Origin of the sequence: Paraglaciecola aquimarina, assembly GCF_032464635.1 — a bacterium.
GTDB classification, from domain to species: domain Bacteria; phylum Pseudomonadota; class Gammaproteobacteria; order Enterobacterales; family Alteromonadaceae; genus Paraglaciecola; species Paraglaciecola aquimarina.
Genome location: NZ_JAWDIO010000002.1, coordinates 3,952,445 through 3,967,138, shown reverse-complemented (window position 1 = coordinate 3,967,138; position 14,694 = coordinate 3,952,445). Strand labels below are relative to the sequence as shown.

The 14,694-nt window shown below is 39.0% G+C and carries 9 protein-coding genes, 3 pseudogenes and 1 CRISPR repeat array; of the genes and pseudogenes, 9 read left to right on the top strand and 3 right to left on the bottom strand.

Features of this window, described 5'->3' with window-relative positions; all coding sequences use genetic code 11:
• Positions 1-25 precede the first annotated feature (25 nt).
• Positions 26-535, bottom strand: coding sequence for a hypothetical protein (locus tag RS130_RS19590; protein WP_316027315.1), 510 nt, complete (start codon positions 533-535; stop codon positions 26-28).
• 753 nt (positions 536-1,288) lie between these two features.
• On the opposite strand from RS130_RS19590, the gene RS130_RS19585 reads away from it, so the two are divergent.
• The 9 genes and pseudogenes from RS130_RS19585 (at position 1,289) to cas6f (ending at position 9,831) form a co-directional block, all read left to right on the top strand.
• Positions 1,289-2,038, top strand: coding sequence for a hypothetical protein (locus RS130_RS19585; protein ID WP_316027314.1), 750 nt, complete (start codon positions 1,289-1,291; stop codon positions 2,036-2,038).
• 353 nt (positions 2,039-2,391) lie between these two features.
• A complete protein-coding gene (locus tag RS130_RS19580) occupies positions 2,392-2,637 on the top strand; it encodes a helix-turn-helix domain-containing protein (RefSeq protein ID WP_316027313.1) in 246 nt (81 codons plus the stop codon).
• Positions 2,638-2,660: 23 nt separating this feature from the next.
• On the top strand, positions 2,661-3,299 hold the full coding sequence (locus tag RS130_RS19575) for a BrxR family transcriptional regulator (RefSeq protein ID WP_316027312.1): 639 nt from the start codon (positions 2,661-2,663) through the stop codon (positions 3,297-3,299).
• 58 nt (positions 3,300-3,357) lie between these two features.
• Positions 3,358-4,343: pseudogene (gene cas1f / locus RS130_RS19570) on the top strand (type I-F CRISPR-associated endonuclease Cas1f).
• Positions 4,340-6,788: pseudogene (locus tag RS130_RS19565) on the top strand (CRISPR-associated endonuclease Cas3''). The pseudogenes cas1f and RS130_RS19565 overlap by 4 nt, the downstream one beginning before the upstream one ends.
• Positions 6,785-7,291, top strand: a complete 507-nt coding sequence (locus RS130_RS19560) for a hypothetical protein (RefSeq protein ID WP_316027310.1) — start codon at positions 6,785-6,787, stop codon at positions 7,289-7,291. The pseudogene RS130_RS19565 and the gene RS130_RS19560 overlap by 4 nt, the downstream one beginning before the upstream one ends.
• Before the next feature lie 2 nt (positions 7,292-7,293).
• Positions 7,294-8,249, top strand: a pseudogene (gene cas7fv, locus RS130_RS23960) (type I-Fv CRISPR-associated protein Cas7fv).
• A 14-nt stretch (positions 8,250-8,263) separates the two neighbouring features.
• Positions 8,264-9,268, top strand: coding sequence for a type I-Fv CRISPR-associated protein Cas5fv (gene cas5fv / locus RS130_RS19545; RefSeq protein WP_316027308.1), 1,005 nt, complete (start codon positions 8,264-8,266; stop codon positions 9,266-9,268).
• Positions 9,269-9,276: 8 nt separating this feature from the next.
• The gene (cas6f, locus tag RS130_RS19540; RefSeq protein WP_316027307.1) at positions 9,277-9,831 is read left to right on the top strand and encodes a type I-F CRISPR-associated endoribonuclease Cas6/Csy4; all 555 of its coding nucleotides are present in this window, start codon (positions 9,277-9,279) and stop codon (positions 9,829-9,831) included.
• Positions 9,832-9,960: 129 nt separating this feature from the next.
• Positions 9,961-12,628: a CRISPR direct-repeat array (repeat unit 28 nt; unit sequence GTTAGCTGCCGCACACGCAGCTTAGAAA).
• An 83-nt stretch (positions 12,629-12,711) separates the two neighbouring features.
• On the opposite strand, the gene RS130_RS19535 is transcribed toward cas6f, so the two are convergent.
• Entirely contained in the window at positions 12,712-13,179 is a 468-nt protein-coding gene (locus RS130_RS19535; protein ID WP_316027306.1) for a tyrosine-type recombinase/integrase, read from the bottom strand.
• Positions 13,128-14,084, bottom strand: a complete 957-nt coding sequence (locus tag RS130_RS19530) for a tyrosine-type recombinase/integrase (RefSeq protein WP_316027305.1) — start codon at positions 14,082-14,084, stop codon at positions 13,128-13,130. The genes RS130_RS19535 and RS130_RS19530 overlap by 52 nt, the downstream gene beginning before the upstream one ends.
• Positions 14,085-14,694 lie beyond the last annotated feature (610 nt).

Here is a 14,694-nt window from a genome sequence, read left to right as displayed (position 1 = left end):
TTCATTTAATTATTAATAAAGGTCATTATGGAAGATATTCATCTAAATCACCTCTCCAAAACGCGTCATCTTGCTCATCAGTAATCGCTAGCATTTCTATAAATATACTGGTGTGGCTTTTTCGCAGTTTAATAACTAATTCTGCAATGGATAAATTATTATTTTTAATCTGATATTCAGCGTTAGGAAACTCTAAAATTATTCTCTGGATTAGTTCTTTTGCTAGATCTTCATACTCGAAACTAAGACCAAAATTAATATGGGTTTTTAAAACCAGTTGATCCCATTCCTCCATGCTTCCAGAGAAATTTGATATTAAACTATTATAGTCAATATCGACTTTGGGTACCGCTCGTAGTTCGTCGACTCGTTGCATGATATCTAGAAATTCTTCTGGAGACCCAATTTGAATATTTTTATCATTGAGACATTTTTCTGCGGGGAGCAATGGTAAAGACTCTTTAGTTTTGTTTGCTAATCGAGATTTTTGGGCTTTCTTGATCGCATTTTTAGCTCGTTTTGATTGATTTGACATAGTTTAACTTTTAACTTTATTGAAAATGAATGAGGAAGATATATTATATTTTAATTTAATGCAAGTTGTTGAAAGTAAAGGGTTTTTGCATGCAAAGCAGCAAAAAGGTAAAGCAGTAAAGCAGTAAAGTGGTAAAGTGGTAAAAGTGGTAAAAGTGGTAAAAGTGGTAAAAGTGTAACAGAGGTAAACAGGCATGCCAGTTTACCTCTTTCTGTCTTGATAAGTTTTGTCTGTTCGAACCGAACATTTACCACTCTTTATTCTATGAGATGCCGTTCTATAGAACACCATGTTGGGATAACTGTGTTTCGATATGACTATTGTTAATCTGATAAGTACTTCAGTACAGATTGAGTATTTCTGGAAAATTGTTTCCTGCGTTATGGCTTTACATATATGGTTTTAGGATTGGTTTGAGAAAACCTACATTAAAGAGGTTGCCAAAAGTGGTCGAAATACAGGTGTTTTGATGTTTGTCATTATTGCGCGTTGCGCGGTTTTTGAGGTTTTTTTGTTGGGGCTCTTAGTTTTTGAATTTTTTTAAGGTACTCATATCAAGGTATGGCGGGGGATTACGGCGCACAATTGCGTCTGTTATTGCGCAAGCGTTACATGGTGTTTTTGATCACCTTTCATTGGAAACTTTAATTATTAGAATGTAATGTTAAAACCTTAATTTTGGTGGTTGTTTTGTGCGCTATGATTTGGATCGTGCGGAAGGTTTTGGTATCAATTATATAAGCGGGGGCAGGGATGTTAGAGATAGCAAAGTGGTATTTTATTATTGGCCTTTATGGTGCAATTTACGTTTTTGTAGGGTTTTTGTTGGTTCGCCACCGTATTAAAAATCCCGTCTCATTTAATGAAAGTATCGTTCGCGCGGGCGGAACTATTTTACTGTGGCCCCTTAGCCTGGTAAGTATGGTGATTAATAGAGGTTTTATTGAGCCTTTAGTCACTGAGGTTCCGTTTCCGTTTTCAGAAAAAATCCGTCAGAAATCAATGGATGCTGTGCAAGAAGAAATAAAGGCTCAGAAAGAAGCTATTAAGCTGTATTGGAGTACTTTGCCAACATGCGGAAAATATGTTTTTGTAAAAGGCGAGAATGAATCTTCAAAACAATTCAAGCAATGCGTTTATATTTTTAGGACTGGTGAATTTTCTCATCATTTAAAAGGTGACACGTGTAACGAATTTACATTTTGTCGAACGACTCAGGACATTGAAAAATGGTTAGATTGTAGAGACGAGGAGTTACATTTTTGTACTGAGGTGCCACAAGAGCACGACAGCCTGATTGCTTGCGCAATAAAGATACTGAAAGCCGGAATTGGTGAAGCATACTGTGCAGAGTGCAATGAAATATATAAAGCTGAAAGTTTGGTAAAACCTAGCTCTAAGAATACAAAAGGTCCTCGGTTACAAAGTCTAAACTCAATCTCTTGCCCAAAAAATCATCTTTTAAGTCGTAGGTTTGAGGATATAGGTTCCGTTTTTATTTGATAGTCATCCTGCCGATATAAACAATTGAACTGTATTACGAAGTGTCGAATCAATGGGAACGAATGTCTTATGCGTTGAACAAGAGATAGACGATGGAGTGGTTGAGGCATATTGTCCTACTTGCAAATGCTGTTACCCTGCCAGTCAATTAATTAAGTCAGAACCAACTTTTAAACTAGGCTGGAATTGTGATTATATTTATTGCCCGAAGGAGCATTTACTCAATAAAACCGAAGCCATGCTTGTCAACATGGGTTAATAGGTAATAATTAGTTATACATTTTCCGAAAACGGTGTTTGACCGATGGGTAATTTTTTTACATAGTATTAAAAAATTAACAGGTACCTATTGCATGATAAGAGATGGAAAGGAACTTCACTGGCAGTTAATTGAGTTAATCGCTTATTGGCAAGGAAAAGTAAATACCTCACATTTGATGGAGCATTTTAACATTAGCCGTAAACAGGCCGGTGATTATATTCGGGCTTATCAAGAACAGTGTCCCCATAATCTTGAATACTGTAAAAGTACGAAAGCTTTTTACCCTCAACAAGTTTTCAGTATCAATATATTAATGGTGATGTTGCCCAATATTTAGAGTGGCTCAGTAAGTCATCAACATTGCCGATTCAGGACTTAGATGAGTCTACTAGCCTGACTTACTCTTCTTTACAATTACCTAGCCGCCAAGTTGCGCCGCTAGTAATGCGTGGCTTGGTAAATGCGATTAATCAAAAATGTAGGATCGAAGTTGATTATGTGTCTTTGTCTAACCCAGATGGTGAAGGGCGTATTATTCAACCCCACATCTTTATCAAAACAGGTTTGCGTTGGCATCTACGCGCCTTTGATGAAAAGCATAGGGAGTTTAGAGATCTGGTGCTGAGCCGCTTTGGCGGCGAGCTTGAATTACTCGATAAAGCTACGCATCAGGGTGAGCAAGACCAAGGTTGGAACACTTTTGTTAATATTATACTCGCCCCAGATCCACGCTTATCCTCGGCTCAAAAGTCAGTATTAGAACAAGACTACCAAATGCAAAATGGGCAGCTAGTCATCGAAACACGCGCCGCCTTAGCCCAATATTTATTGCAAGAAATGCAAGTTAATTTCAAATATCGCGATAAATCTCCCGAAGCCCAACAACTGGTACTAGTGAACGAAAGTGATATAAAAGCTGGTTATTTAGTGGTTAAAGAAGATCTTGGCAGAATACCTGTAAACAAAGTTTACTGGTTTTATTTACCGTATTTACAGTGAAACAAAAAGAGTTGACACTCAACTCATAACTTAAAGAAAAAAGGACAGTTTTCTAGCAATGAACGATTTATCCCCATCAGATTTGAAAACTATATTGCACTCTAAGCGAGCCAATATGTACTACCTAGAATATTGTCGAGTAATGCAAAAGATGGACGAGTTTTGTATTTGACAGAGGCGAATAAAGAGAATCAGTATTTTAATATTCCTATCGCTAACACAACCGTTTTGTTATTGGGAAATGGTACTTCGGTCACGCAAGCAGCCATGCGTATGTTAGCTCAAGCTGGGGTTTTAGTCGGATTTGCTGGCGGTGGTGGTACGCCTTTATATATGGCAAATGAGGTTGAATGGATGACGCCGCAAAGTGAATACCGCCCAACCGAATACATACAAGGCTGGTTGTCATTTTGGTTTGAAGACGAAAAACGTTTACAAGCAGCCAAGCAATTTCAAAACGCTCGTATTGAATACTTAAGTAAAGTTTGGAAAAACGATCGAGATCTAAAAACAGAAGGTTTTGCTACCCAAGACCCTAGTATAAGTTCAGCATTTGAACGTTTTGAAGCTCGTACCCTAGAGGCAACTAAATCATCTGAGTTACTGCTGACAGAGGCGCAATTAACCAAAGTGTTATATAAGTTTGCCGCCAATAATACGGGTACCCAAGACTTTAGTCGGCAACACTGGGGTTCATCAAAACATAATATCGACAAAGCCAATGATTTTTTAAATCATGGTAATTATTTAGCTTATGGTTTAGCAGCTTGTACCTTATGGGTATTAGGTATTCCTCATGGTTTTGCCGTTATACATGGCAAAACTCGCCGTGGTGCTTTGGTATTTGATATTGCCGATTTAATCAAAGACGCCATCGTGTTGCCTTGGGCCTTCATCTGCGCAAAAGAAAACGCCACAGAGCAAGAATTTCGCCAACAAATACTGCAAAAATTCACCGACCATAAAGCCCTAGATTTTATGTTTGAACAAGTGAAAAAAGTCGCGTTACAGAGTGATAACGAACAAGTGGCTGTTACATCATGATGGTGACTTTTTGTTAGCCAGTGCGAAAAAAACGCCCTTAAAAAAACAAGGCGAGTGCTTGATGCTTTCGCTAATCGCATTGGCGACAACACATGGCAAACCGTCATTACAGAAGACGGCTTAATCACAGTCAAAAAAATGCTCCGCCAAACTGCCAGTAGAAGCACAGCGGTGAGTTGTCACTGGATCCGTTCACGAGCAAGAAGCCAGTTTTTGTGGGTGGTGGGGAATAGACATAAATTTAATAGCGAGGGGATAGTGCCAGTGAACTCAACCGGAAAAGAGGTATTTATGGATACAAAGCCATTAAAACCAATCAAGGGGATGATTTATGCAAATACGCATTTACAGCGGTTAGATCATCATTTATTTGCAGTGGGCTTTGTTGCAGAGCAATTGTATTTGCACTTTTACCCAGAAAAGAAAAATCACGCTAAAGCAGCTTTTATTGCTGGGTGTTTACATGACATTGGCAAGTTAGATCCGTCATTTCAGAGCTGGGTGATAAAAACGAAAAACAAAACATACCTAGCAGAAGACGGCCAGCACATTGATGACGCTAAATTCAGTTTTGAGAAGCACCCAAGGCACAATGAAATATCCTCATTGATTTTCCAGTGCCTATCTAACAATGTAAAATCAGTAAGTTCATCCATTAAATTGACGATTAAACACGCTATTTATTGGCACCATGCAAAACCATTTAGAACCAAAGAAAGAGATGGCTTCGAAACCTACGGCAAGATCTTTAACAAGTTAAAAAGCAGCTTAGAGGATAATGTCCAAACGTTACTGTCTGAGCAGTCTGTAGAGATGCTAAATACAGTCTGTGAGCTTGAACAAACATATCGTGGTGAAGAAAGTAGTCTACTAAAAAAATCTTATACTCAAGAATTTGACAGCGAAGTACTGGTTAACTATGAACATACCCCACTACCACAGTATAAAGAATATCCACTATCAGAAAATATTAGAGACTATTCAGATAAAGCATTATTCAATGCACACAACAATGAAGTCCGTGCTTGCTTGATTACAGCAGATAGATGGGTCTCGTCATTATCCGCGAATGAATTGGCATCATATATTGAAAACCAGAAGCTTGGCGATTTTGTAGAAGAGCAGTTAGCAAACAATATTCTTGTAGAAAGTTCGCTTGTATCTCATATTCAAAATTGCCTTGCCTTATTTCCTGATAGTTCACGTAGCCAAAAGCAATCAGACGTTGCCAATAAGCTTGCTGAAGACAGTGAGTATATTAAAGTTCTTGCTGGTGCAGCGGGCTGTGGAAAAACCAAAATAGCACTGGAGTGGGCTGCGCTAAGGAACGTACAGCAAGTTATATGGGTATGTCCACGAGTACAAATATGTCAAGGAATATTTACTGAATTAAAAGCATCCGACAACCCTTATTTAGAAGATGCCACAGTAGAGATTTTCACCGGTGAATATAAATTTACGAACGATTTTGATACCCCAACGCCAGAAGAAGAACAGCTAACCGCGGATATTGTCATTACCACAATCGACCAGCTACTCAGTGGTATTATTAGCCACACTAAAGCAGATCGTTTACTTAATTACCTCAATGCTCACATTGTGTTTGATGAATACCATGAGTACATCAATATGCCAGCATTTAATTTACTATTTGCTGAGCTGGTTAAGTCAAGAAATAAGCTGAAAGGAGGCACTAATATACTCTTGGTATCAGCAACGCCAAATTACTTTTATTTAGAAAAAGTACTTAATCTTGATGTGGATTATGACGTTGTTGAGATGTCTTCCTTTAATGAAAAAAGCTACCAACTTGACTTTGTTGACTACGATGAGAGCAGCGAAGACGAACATAATCCACTTTATCAAAAACATAACTTAAAGACCTTTGTTATAAGTAATACCGCGACCACAGCACAAAAAAGCTTTATTCATAATTTAGACGACGAAAATGCTATTTTATTGCACTCTAAATATAAGAAGAGTGACAAAAAACGACTGTTTAATCGTGTGTTTGAAGCATTTAAGCGCGATGGAAATCAGATGTATGACCTATTACGAAGTGGGCCAATAGTACAAGCCTCTCTCAATATTAGTTGTGATTACATGGTGTCTGAAATAACAACTGCGGAAAATAGCTTACAAAGAATGGGGCGTTTAGACCGCTTTGGTAAAAATGATGATATTAATCATTACACCATCGCCATACCAGAGAATATTGCCGCTAACAAAGGTACTGGTGCTGTAAGTCGTTTTTTATCTTCGTCGAATTCACTACTGTCTGCAAAAGCATGGTATCAATTTTTAATGGAGGAATCGGACGGTGGAAATCGAGTATTTACAATCGCTGAAATGTATCAACTTTATAAGAATTTTTATCAATCGAGTTCTGCCATTGAGTTGATTGAGCAAGACGCCATTGCAGCGATGAAAAAAGCGCATCCTTGATCACCGCAAAAGTTAGTGAACCTCAAACCATGATCACTCGAAAAAAACAGCAAATACAGCGCGCTAAAATCGGTAGTAATTCTTTGCGTGGCGACAGCCGTTTTGTACAAATGGCTGTATGTAATTTAGACGACAAAAATGCTCTCAAGTTTATTGAAGAATATGCCTATTCCGAGCCTGTAAGCGAAACTGAAAACATTGATAATCTCACTGCATCAACTGAGCTTATTCAAGGGTATGGCGACAGCGCAAGTAACTTGCTTACTCACATGGTAAAGAAGCATCACAACATTATGGGAGGAGCAAAGCCTTATAAAGACTTTATTCTTCTTAACGATGCTAAAGATCCAGAATTCCCAATTTATCTAAGTTATACCTCTAATGATTTACTTGCGGTAGGTGGTGAATCGGCAAGGCATAATTCAGCTATCTACTATGGTGTTTGTGAAAAACAAGCCATAGGTGCAATTGCAATAAAACATTTAACTCATAAAAAGGATTAAACATGAAAAAAGTAACGGGTATTAAAAGTGTCGATTTTAAAATCACAGCATTGGGGCACGGGGTTGTAAATTGGAATGGCCCGACTTCTTTAATGGGCGACAGTGGTAAAACGGTAGATAACCACACGTTACCAAAATTACGTGGCTACACGAATCTATCAGGTAAGGTAAAAGAAGAAACGGGCTACCAATATCGTAAAGAGGCAACCGATATTGATTTTAAAAAGACGCCCTTGTATATCAGTCAAAATTGTATACGTCATCATTTGTTTAGGTGCCAAGCATTTGATGTTCACTATGCGAATAAGAGCAAGACTGATAATTTAACGAGCATGCTTGCTTCTATTACAGGTTTAGTACGTGGCTACGTTGTGCCAAATAGCCAAAATAAGAGAACAAGCCCGTTATTACTTGAAGACTTCGTTGACCAATTAGGTAATGGCAACTTTGAGCAATTTGGTCAAGCTGGAGAAAGAGACAATTCATCATTTTTTCTAAAACTACGTTTGGTGATACGAAGTATATTTCTTATGGCTCTATCAGTATTGAACAACTGCAATTTATCTCTTTAGATAAAAAATTTGACCGTGAATCTATGGGGATAAAGGCAGGTCAAGGAGAAGAAGTTGCCCAAGCGGTTCAGGATTTTATTCAGTCGCTTAATCCAGACTTAAATCCAAAAGCCACTTTCCATGAAAACTATGTTCGCAGCGGCACTATTTTTGAAGAAGGTGAAGTGGGTATCCTGTTAGATCAAGACGCCATAGAAGCGTTAATAGATTACACCATAGAACTTATTGGAGAATTATCTATTCGCCAAGCTAAATCTTACATGTATGTAGATGAGGTTTTAGTAGACTACAACGACAGCAATAAAATGATGCGTATAAAACGTGATGAAAGCAGTATTTCAGCACAACCAGAAGAAGAATTTGCAACCTATTTTTATCAAAAATAAAGAGGGCCAATGTAATGAAGATTGAGATTAAATACGAATCTAGCTGGCGTAATTCATTTCTTGATGGTTCTAATGGTGAGCCTCTGCCAAAAGCTGGGCGAAAGTTTGTTGCTTCCATGAGAGGTTTAAAAAATAGCGACAACTATAAACCTAGAAAAGTTGAGCACAATACGGTGATGGGTATTTTAAATCGTTTGATTGGTGATCAACGTAAGCTTTATCAATCAAGGAATAGCGATGCTTATTATTTTAAACAATTGGAGCCATTAGTAACATTTGAAGATAAGCCGAGCTATGTAAACCGGGAAATGACCTATGTCAGGAATATATCAGGAAGCGAAGATCAAAATTCCTATACGGGTATGATCAAAGTAGATGACCCTATTTTTACTTCAGATTATTCCCAGTACCTATGGGGCGTTTTGCAGCTAGACATAGATGAGCTTTGTGATTTTATTCTGCATGATCGAAAGGTGGTCAAAACTATTGAGCATAATCCCTTAATAATAATTGCTCGGCTTGAAGAGCTGTTTAAACTAAAGCCAGTTTTAAATGAAAGTAGAGTAAATGATGCTTTTAATTATCTAATGAGTAAGTTTGAAAAATTTAAGGGGATCAATACCAAAGGAGAGGTTACCCTTATTAGTTTTTATTGTTCAGCTTTGTATCTACAACTTGAACGATTGTCAAAAAGCTTTGATGTATCATCCGCCAAAACCAAAGCCGGCGGTTTAAGCGGCATTTCCAATAATGGTTTTACTAAGAAAGATTTTATGAGCCGTTACACATCTGGTGAAAAGAAGAGAATATGGGGTAACCCTTATATCCGTAAAGAAAGAATAAAAGGTATTGGTGAAGTTACTTCTCTTATGGAAAAAGCAGGAGGAACGCTGAATATTAATATTTCTATAGATCGAAAGCTAGGCAAAGAGCTTTTGGAAATGATTGAAAATGCAGGCGTATCCAGTTTTTATTTGGGTAAAAAAGGTCTGGCTTATGTTTCCGATATTAGGGTGTAGGAGGACATATGGATTCGTATATTGATATTCGCATACAACCAGACGCTGAAATGCGTGCAAACGTATTATTAAATAAAGTGTATTCCAAACTACACAAAGGCCTTCATGATATAAGGGCAACTAACATTGGTGCTAGTTTTCCTGATTATAAGGTGCTTTTAGGCACAGTTATCCGCTTACATGGTACAGATAAAACGTTAAGTGATTTTCAATCTAAAAACTGGTTAGGTGGACTAAGTGGGTATTGCAGAATGGGTGAGATTTTACCAGTCCCTCAGAAAGTTAAATATTGCAACGTATCTCGTTGGCAACATAATATGAGTGAATCGCATTTAAGGCGTTTAATAAAAAGAGGTTCGATAACGCAAGACAAGATCAAAGCATACAAGGCTAAAATGTTTGTCTCTCAAATGACGACCTTGCCATATCTAGAGTTAGAAAGTACTTCGACAGGAAAACATCATCGGAGATATATTCAAATGAGTGAATTGTACGATGAACCTGTAAATGGTGACTTTGATACGTTTGGATTGAGTAAAACAGCAACTATTCCTTGGTTTTAACCATTAATTTTTGTTCTTTAAAAAATATAATTAAATCATTAGGTTACGATTTGTAGAAAAATATAAGGTAAAAATTAGAATTTTTATCTAACTACATGTTGTAACTTATTTTTTTGCGTTTATTCTATTGTTAGCTGCCGCACACGCAGCTTAGAAATTTGGGTTGAGCGCGTAAAGTGTCTTAATGTGGTTAGCTGCCGCACACGCAGCTTAGAAAAACTGTCGGAACAGGGAACCTTTCAACGTCTAGTTAGCTGCCGCACACGCAGCTTAGAAATTCATTGATTTTCCAGACATTATGCAATGAGAGTTAGCTGCCGCACACGCAGCTTAGAAAGTAAGCGCCAAAGCTCCCGAACGTGAATTGAAGTTAGCTGCCGCACACGCAGCTTAGAAATTCTTCACATGCAGTATGTTCATCATCACAAAGTTAGCTGCCGCACACGCAGCTTAGAAAGAAAAGTGAGGAAGTACGGCGGCAAGCTTTGTGTTAGCTGCCGCACACGCAGCTTAGAAAGTAAACCAAATCGTCACCCACCCTAACCACAAGTTAGCTGCCGCACACGCAGCTTAGAAAGTTAATTTTAATGATACTGCTATTGTAAACGCGTTAGCTGCCGCACACGCAGCTTAGAAAACTATCAAGCAAGCTTTAAATGATTCTAAAGAGTTAGCTGCCGCACACGCAGCTTAGAAAACTCTTTACCGTTTATTGTGTATGTTTTCATTGTTAGCTGCCGCACACGCAGCTTAGAAAAGTAATAGAATCAAACATGCCGCCCATGGATAGTTAGCTGCCGCACACGCAGCTTAGAAATAACGCTAACTCATCCGGCCAAGTGACTAAACGTTAGCTGCCGCACACGCAGCTTAGAAATATTTGGGTCAGCGCGGCGCTAATATCTGTGTGTTAGCTGCCGCACACGCAGCTTAGAAAAATTAATTAACTTGGAATAACTATAACACAAAGTTAGCTGCCGCACACGCAGCTTAGAAATTATTCAGTTCTTCAGCCCATAACGACAAGTAGTTAGCTGCCGCACACGCAGCTTAGAAATATTAACAATCAGACTGATACGGGTAGCAGCTGTTAGCTGCCGCACACGCAGCTTAGAAAAGTACGTGGGCATGGTCTGACAATGCCGCATTGTTAGCTGCCGCACACGCAGCTTAGAAACTAATGTAACTTGTACTCCCCATCCACACAGTGTTAGCTGCCGCACACGCAGCTTAGAAAATCTGCACAAACGCATGAAGTACCCAAAAAATGTTAGCTGCCGCACACGCAGCTTAGAAACGATGATGCTACTGAAAACGGTGATACTGATAGTTAGCTGCCGCACACGCAGCTTAGAAAGCTCAGGATGTAAACTAGATAGCCGTCTTTATGTTAGCTGCCGCACACGCAGCTTAGAAATTTTGTATTAGTGGCGGTTAGTACTCTGATTTGTTAGCTGCCGCACACGCAGCTTAGAAAGTACCCAAAGGTAAATGGGTAGGTTTGGAATTGTTAGCTGCCGCACACGCAGCTTAGAAACTAGAGCGGGTAAAACTATCTTTGAAATAGGTGTTAGCTGCCGCACACGCAGCTTAGAAATTATAAGTGTTTTACTTTGTTTCTGCTAACGGGTTAGCTGCCGCACACGCAGCTTAGAAATTAACAAAATCATTAATCGGCTTGGTTGGCAGGTTAGCTGCCGCACACGCAGCTTAGAAAATTGTCGTATTATTATACGTGCTGTCGACGAGGTTAGCTGCCGCACACGCAGCTTAGAAATGAGCCTCAGACAATAAAGCCTTACTTTCTGCGTTAGCTGCCGCACACGCAGCTTAGAAATTAACCATTCGATATCTTCATCTACCATTTTGGTTAGCTGCCGCACACGCAGCTTAGAAAACGAGCAACGGCAGAAGCTACGGCACCCACTAGTTAGCTGCCGCACACGCAGCTTAGAAAGAGCTAGTAAATGCGCCTGTCAAGCCCGACGCGTTAGCTGCCGCACACGCAGCTTAGAAAAAAACGTAGCAGCGCTCCACATTGTAGTGGGTGTTAGCTGCCGCACACGCAGCTTAGAAATTACACATTATCAACATCATCAACCACAGGTCGTTAGCTGCCGCACACGCAGCTTAGAAATAATGAAACTTACACGCATGATGGGGAGACTTGTTAGCTGCCGCACACGCAGCTTAGAAATTACTTTAAGAGATGAGGAGTAAGAACGCCTTGTTAGCTGCCGCACACGCAGCTTAGAAAATTTACATCAACCCAGTGGAAATGTACTCGACGTTAGCTGCCGCACACGCAGCTTAGAAACTTAAACATAAACTTAGAGCCGTTAACCGCTGGTTAGCTGCCGCACACGCAGCTTAGAAATTTTTAACCACTTCGGATTGGTCGCTAGACCTGTTAGCTGCCGCACACGCAGCTTAGAAAATTATCTGTTACCGCGACTTGGTTTAGCCCAAGTTAGCTGCCGCACACGCAGCTTAGAAAATGACATAGTTGGTCAGTGGGTAGGATCTAACGTTAGCTGCCGCACACGCAGCTTAGAAACACAATGCGATCATCTAACTTGGCTTTTATATGTTAGCTGCCGCACACGCAGCTTAGAAATCTGTGCCTAATATGTTGTGTGCGTGTTCACCGTTAGCTGCCGCACACGCAGCTTAGAAACTCGTCAGTCACAGTTATATGGTCAATACCCCGTTAGCTGCCGCACACGCAGCTTAGAAATTCGGCACTAATAGACGGCATGAATAGCGATTGTTAGCTGCCGCACACGCAGTTTAGAAAGGAGAAAGTCGAAGAAGATGATTAGTAATTGTTTGGCCGTTACATAGGCTGAGTAGAAAACATGTTTTGCATGTCATTTTCAATTAAACCTGTTCACAGTTATAGGGGGAGTGGCTATTTTTTGCACCTAATAAGCCCAACAAATAAATCTTTTCATCTTCACTTAATGACTCTGCAAACTGCTTTAACTTAGGAAAAGGTGAGTCATTTGTGCTTTTCACGGAAGCTAATTCTAATGCTGAAGCTGCAGTAGACACACCATCCCTTATTTTATCTGAATTGAGGTGAGCGTAGATTTTTTGTGTTGTATTAATACTTTTGTGACCAAGAGTCTTGGACACAGTGTAAAGATCTACATCGTTGTTGATTTGCCAACTGGCTAGGCTGCGGCGTAAATCATGTATTGTCAGGTTTTGATTTCTATCTTCTGAATAAAGTCCAGCGTGTCGTGTAATTCTGCGCCAGAACGAGTTTTCACCGGTTTTCTCAGAAATATGACCTAGTTTACTATTATCTGTTTTAGCCGGAAACACAAAGCCATTGGGATGCATGTTAAGGGATCTTCTGGTGAGAATATCAATACACTGTGGGGTAAAGGTAGAGTATGCTCTTCTTTACCCTTCATTTTGGTTGTTGGTATTGTCCAAACTGTATAACCGGTATTTAGTTCTTCCCAACGCATCGATAAAACGCACGTTTTTCTTTGGCCACTAAAAAGTAGCATTTTTACTATATCCTGATAAAGCACTTCTTCTTGATTTACGGCATTAAAAAAACGTTCAATTTCATCATCTTGTAAATAACGTTTACGCTCTGTATCACGAAACTTCTTTTCACCTAAAAAGGGATTACTTGTTATAAGGTGTTTTCGTATGGCTAGATTAAACATACTTGTCAGCATGGTGAGCAATTTGTTAAAAATAGACTTAGTTTTATCTGCTTTAATAATATCGATTATTTGCGAGGCGTACTTTGAATCGATTTGTTCAAGTGTAACTTGAGAGAGCCTTCGTTTTTTGTAATCAAGGATATTTGCCAAATGATTATTAAACAGTCGTTTGTTTTGTTCTTGACTCGATAGCCTACGTTCATCTCGTTTTACTTTGGCACTAAAGTCTTTGTCATAGGTTTCATAAAGCTCTGCAAAGGTAATGCTTTTTCGCCTTGTTTCACGTTTTGTCTCGTTTGGATCATTGCCTTTAGTTATTTCTGCCACATTCTCTGCGTGGCGTTTAATTGCCATTTCTACAGTGATGGATGGAAAGGGGCCAATCGTCACGCTATTGATGATGCCAGTCAGGCCATTGCGCATTATGGAACGAAATACCTTACGTCCGGTAGGCAGCACCTCAAGAATTAAGCCTCTATGATCAATATCGTAATAACGTGTTCTAGTCGTACTTGTTGGTAGATTTTGAATTCGTCTTAGGGTGAATTTAAATTTTTTATCGCTCATCTGTGTATCAATAAAGTTAGTGACCTTCCTGAAGGTACTGAATTTATTAAGATGATGCAATAATTCTGTGTATCACATGTGTATCAGCAGACATAAAAAACAGTATATTTTGGTTAATTTTGGTTAAAGTGATAAAAATGCGGGACTGCCCTTAAGGGCTTTATTAACGTAGGCTTAGGTGGTTTTAGATTAACTTAAGTATATGGTGATATTGCAAGATGGCGTCCCCACCAGGAATCGAACTCTTAATAAAAGTTATAAATTGCTTATCTGTGTATGTGTGTAGTTATATGTAGCTTATAAACTGGAATTCTGGTGTTTTAAAAATACGCACCAAAGAGCGTATTATGTTTATTTGATACATAAACCTTATTGTTAACCTTCAATGTCTATAAAACCATTTTAATTGGTGTCCATTTTAATCGGTTAAAAGAAGAGAATAATAAAGCTAATAATACCAAATATTACGGTCGCTATAGCGACGAAAATCTCACTTATTGTCAGTAAAATGCAGCCAACAAATGCTGATAAATTTCTCTCAGATCTTTTTGGATTTAGTGAAGCTACTTCTCAATAGATTCTAGCCAAAGTGCACCATTTGTAACAAGCG

What these genes read in the sequence shown, in the direction of transcription:
- cas6f (WP_316027307.1), top strand. Translation starts at nt 9,277, where the DNA reads ATGGATTCGTATATTGATATTCGCATACAACCAGACGCTGAAATGCGT.
- cas5fv (WP_316027308.1), top strand. Translation starts at nt 8,264, where the DNA reads ATGAAGATTGAGATTAAATACGAATCTAGCTGGCGTAATTCATTTCTT.
- RS130_RS19590 (WP_316027315.1), bottom strand. Translation starts at nt 535, where the DNA reads ATGTCAAATCAATCAAAACGAGCTAAAAATGCGATCAAGAAAGCCCAA.
- RS130_RS19585 (WP_316027314.1), top strand. Translation starts at nt 1,289, where the DNA reads ATGTTAGAGATAGCAAAGTGGTATTTTATTATTGGCCTTTATGGTGCA.
- RS130_RS19535 (WP_316027306.1), bottom strand. Translation starts at nt 13,179, where the DNA reads ATGCATCCCAATGGCTTTGTGTTTCCGGCTAAAACAGATAATAGTAAA.
- RS130_RS19580 (WP_316027313.1), top strand. Translation starts at nt 2,392, where the DNA reads ATGATAAGAGATGGAAAGGAACTTCACTGGCAGTTAATTGAGTTAATC.
- RS130_RS19530 (WP_316027305.1), bottom strand. Translation starts at nt 14,084, where the DNA reads ATGAGCGATAAAAAATTTAAATTCACCCTAAGACGAATTCAAAATCTA.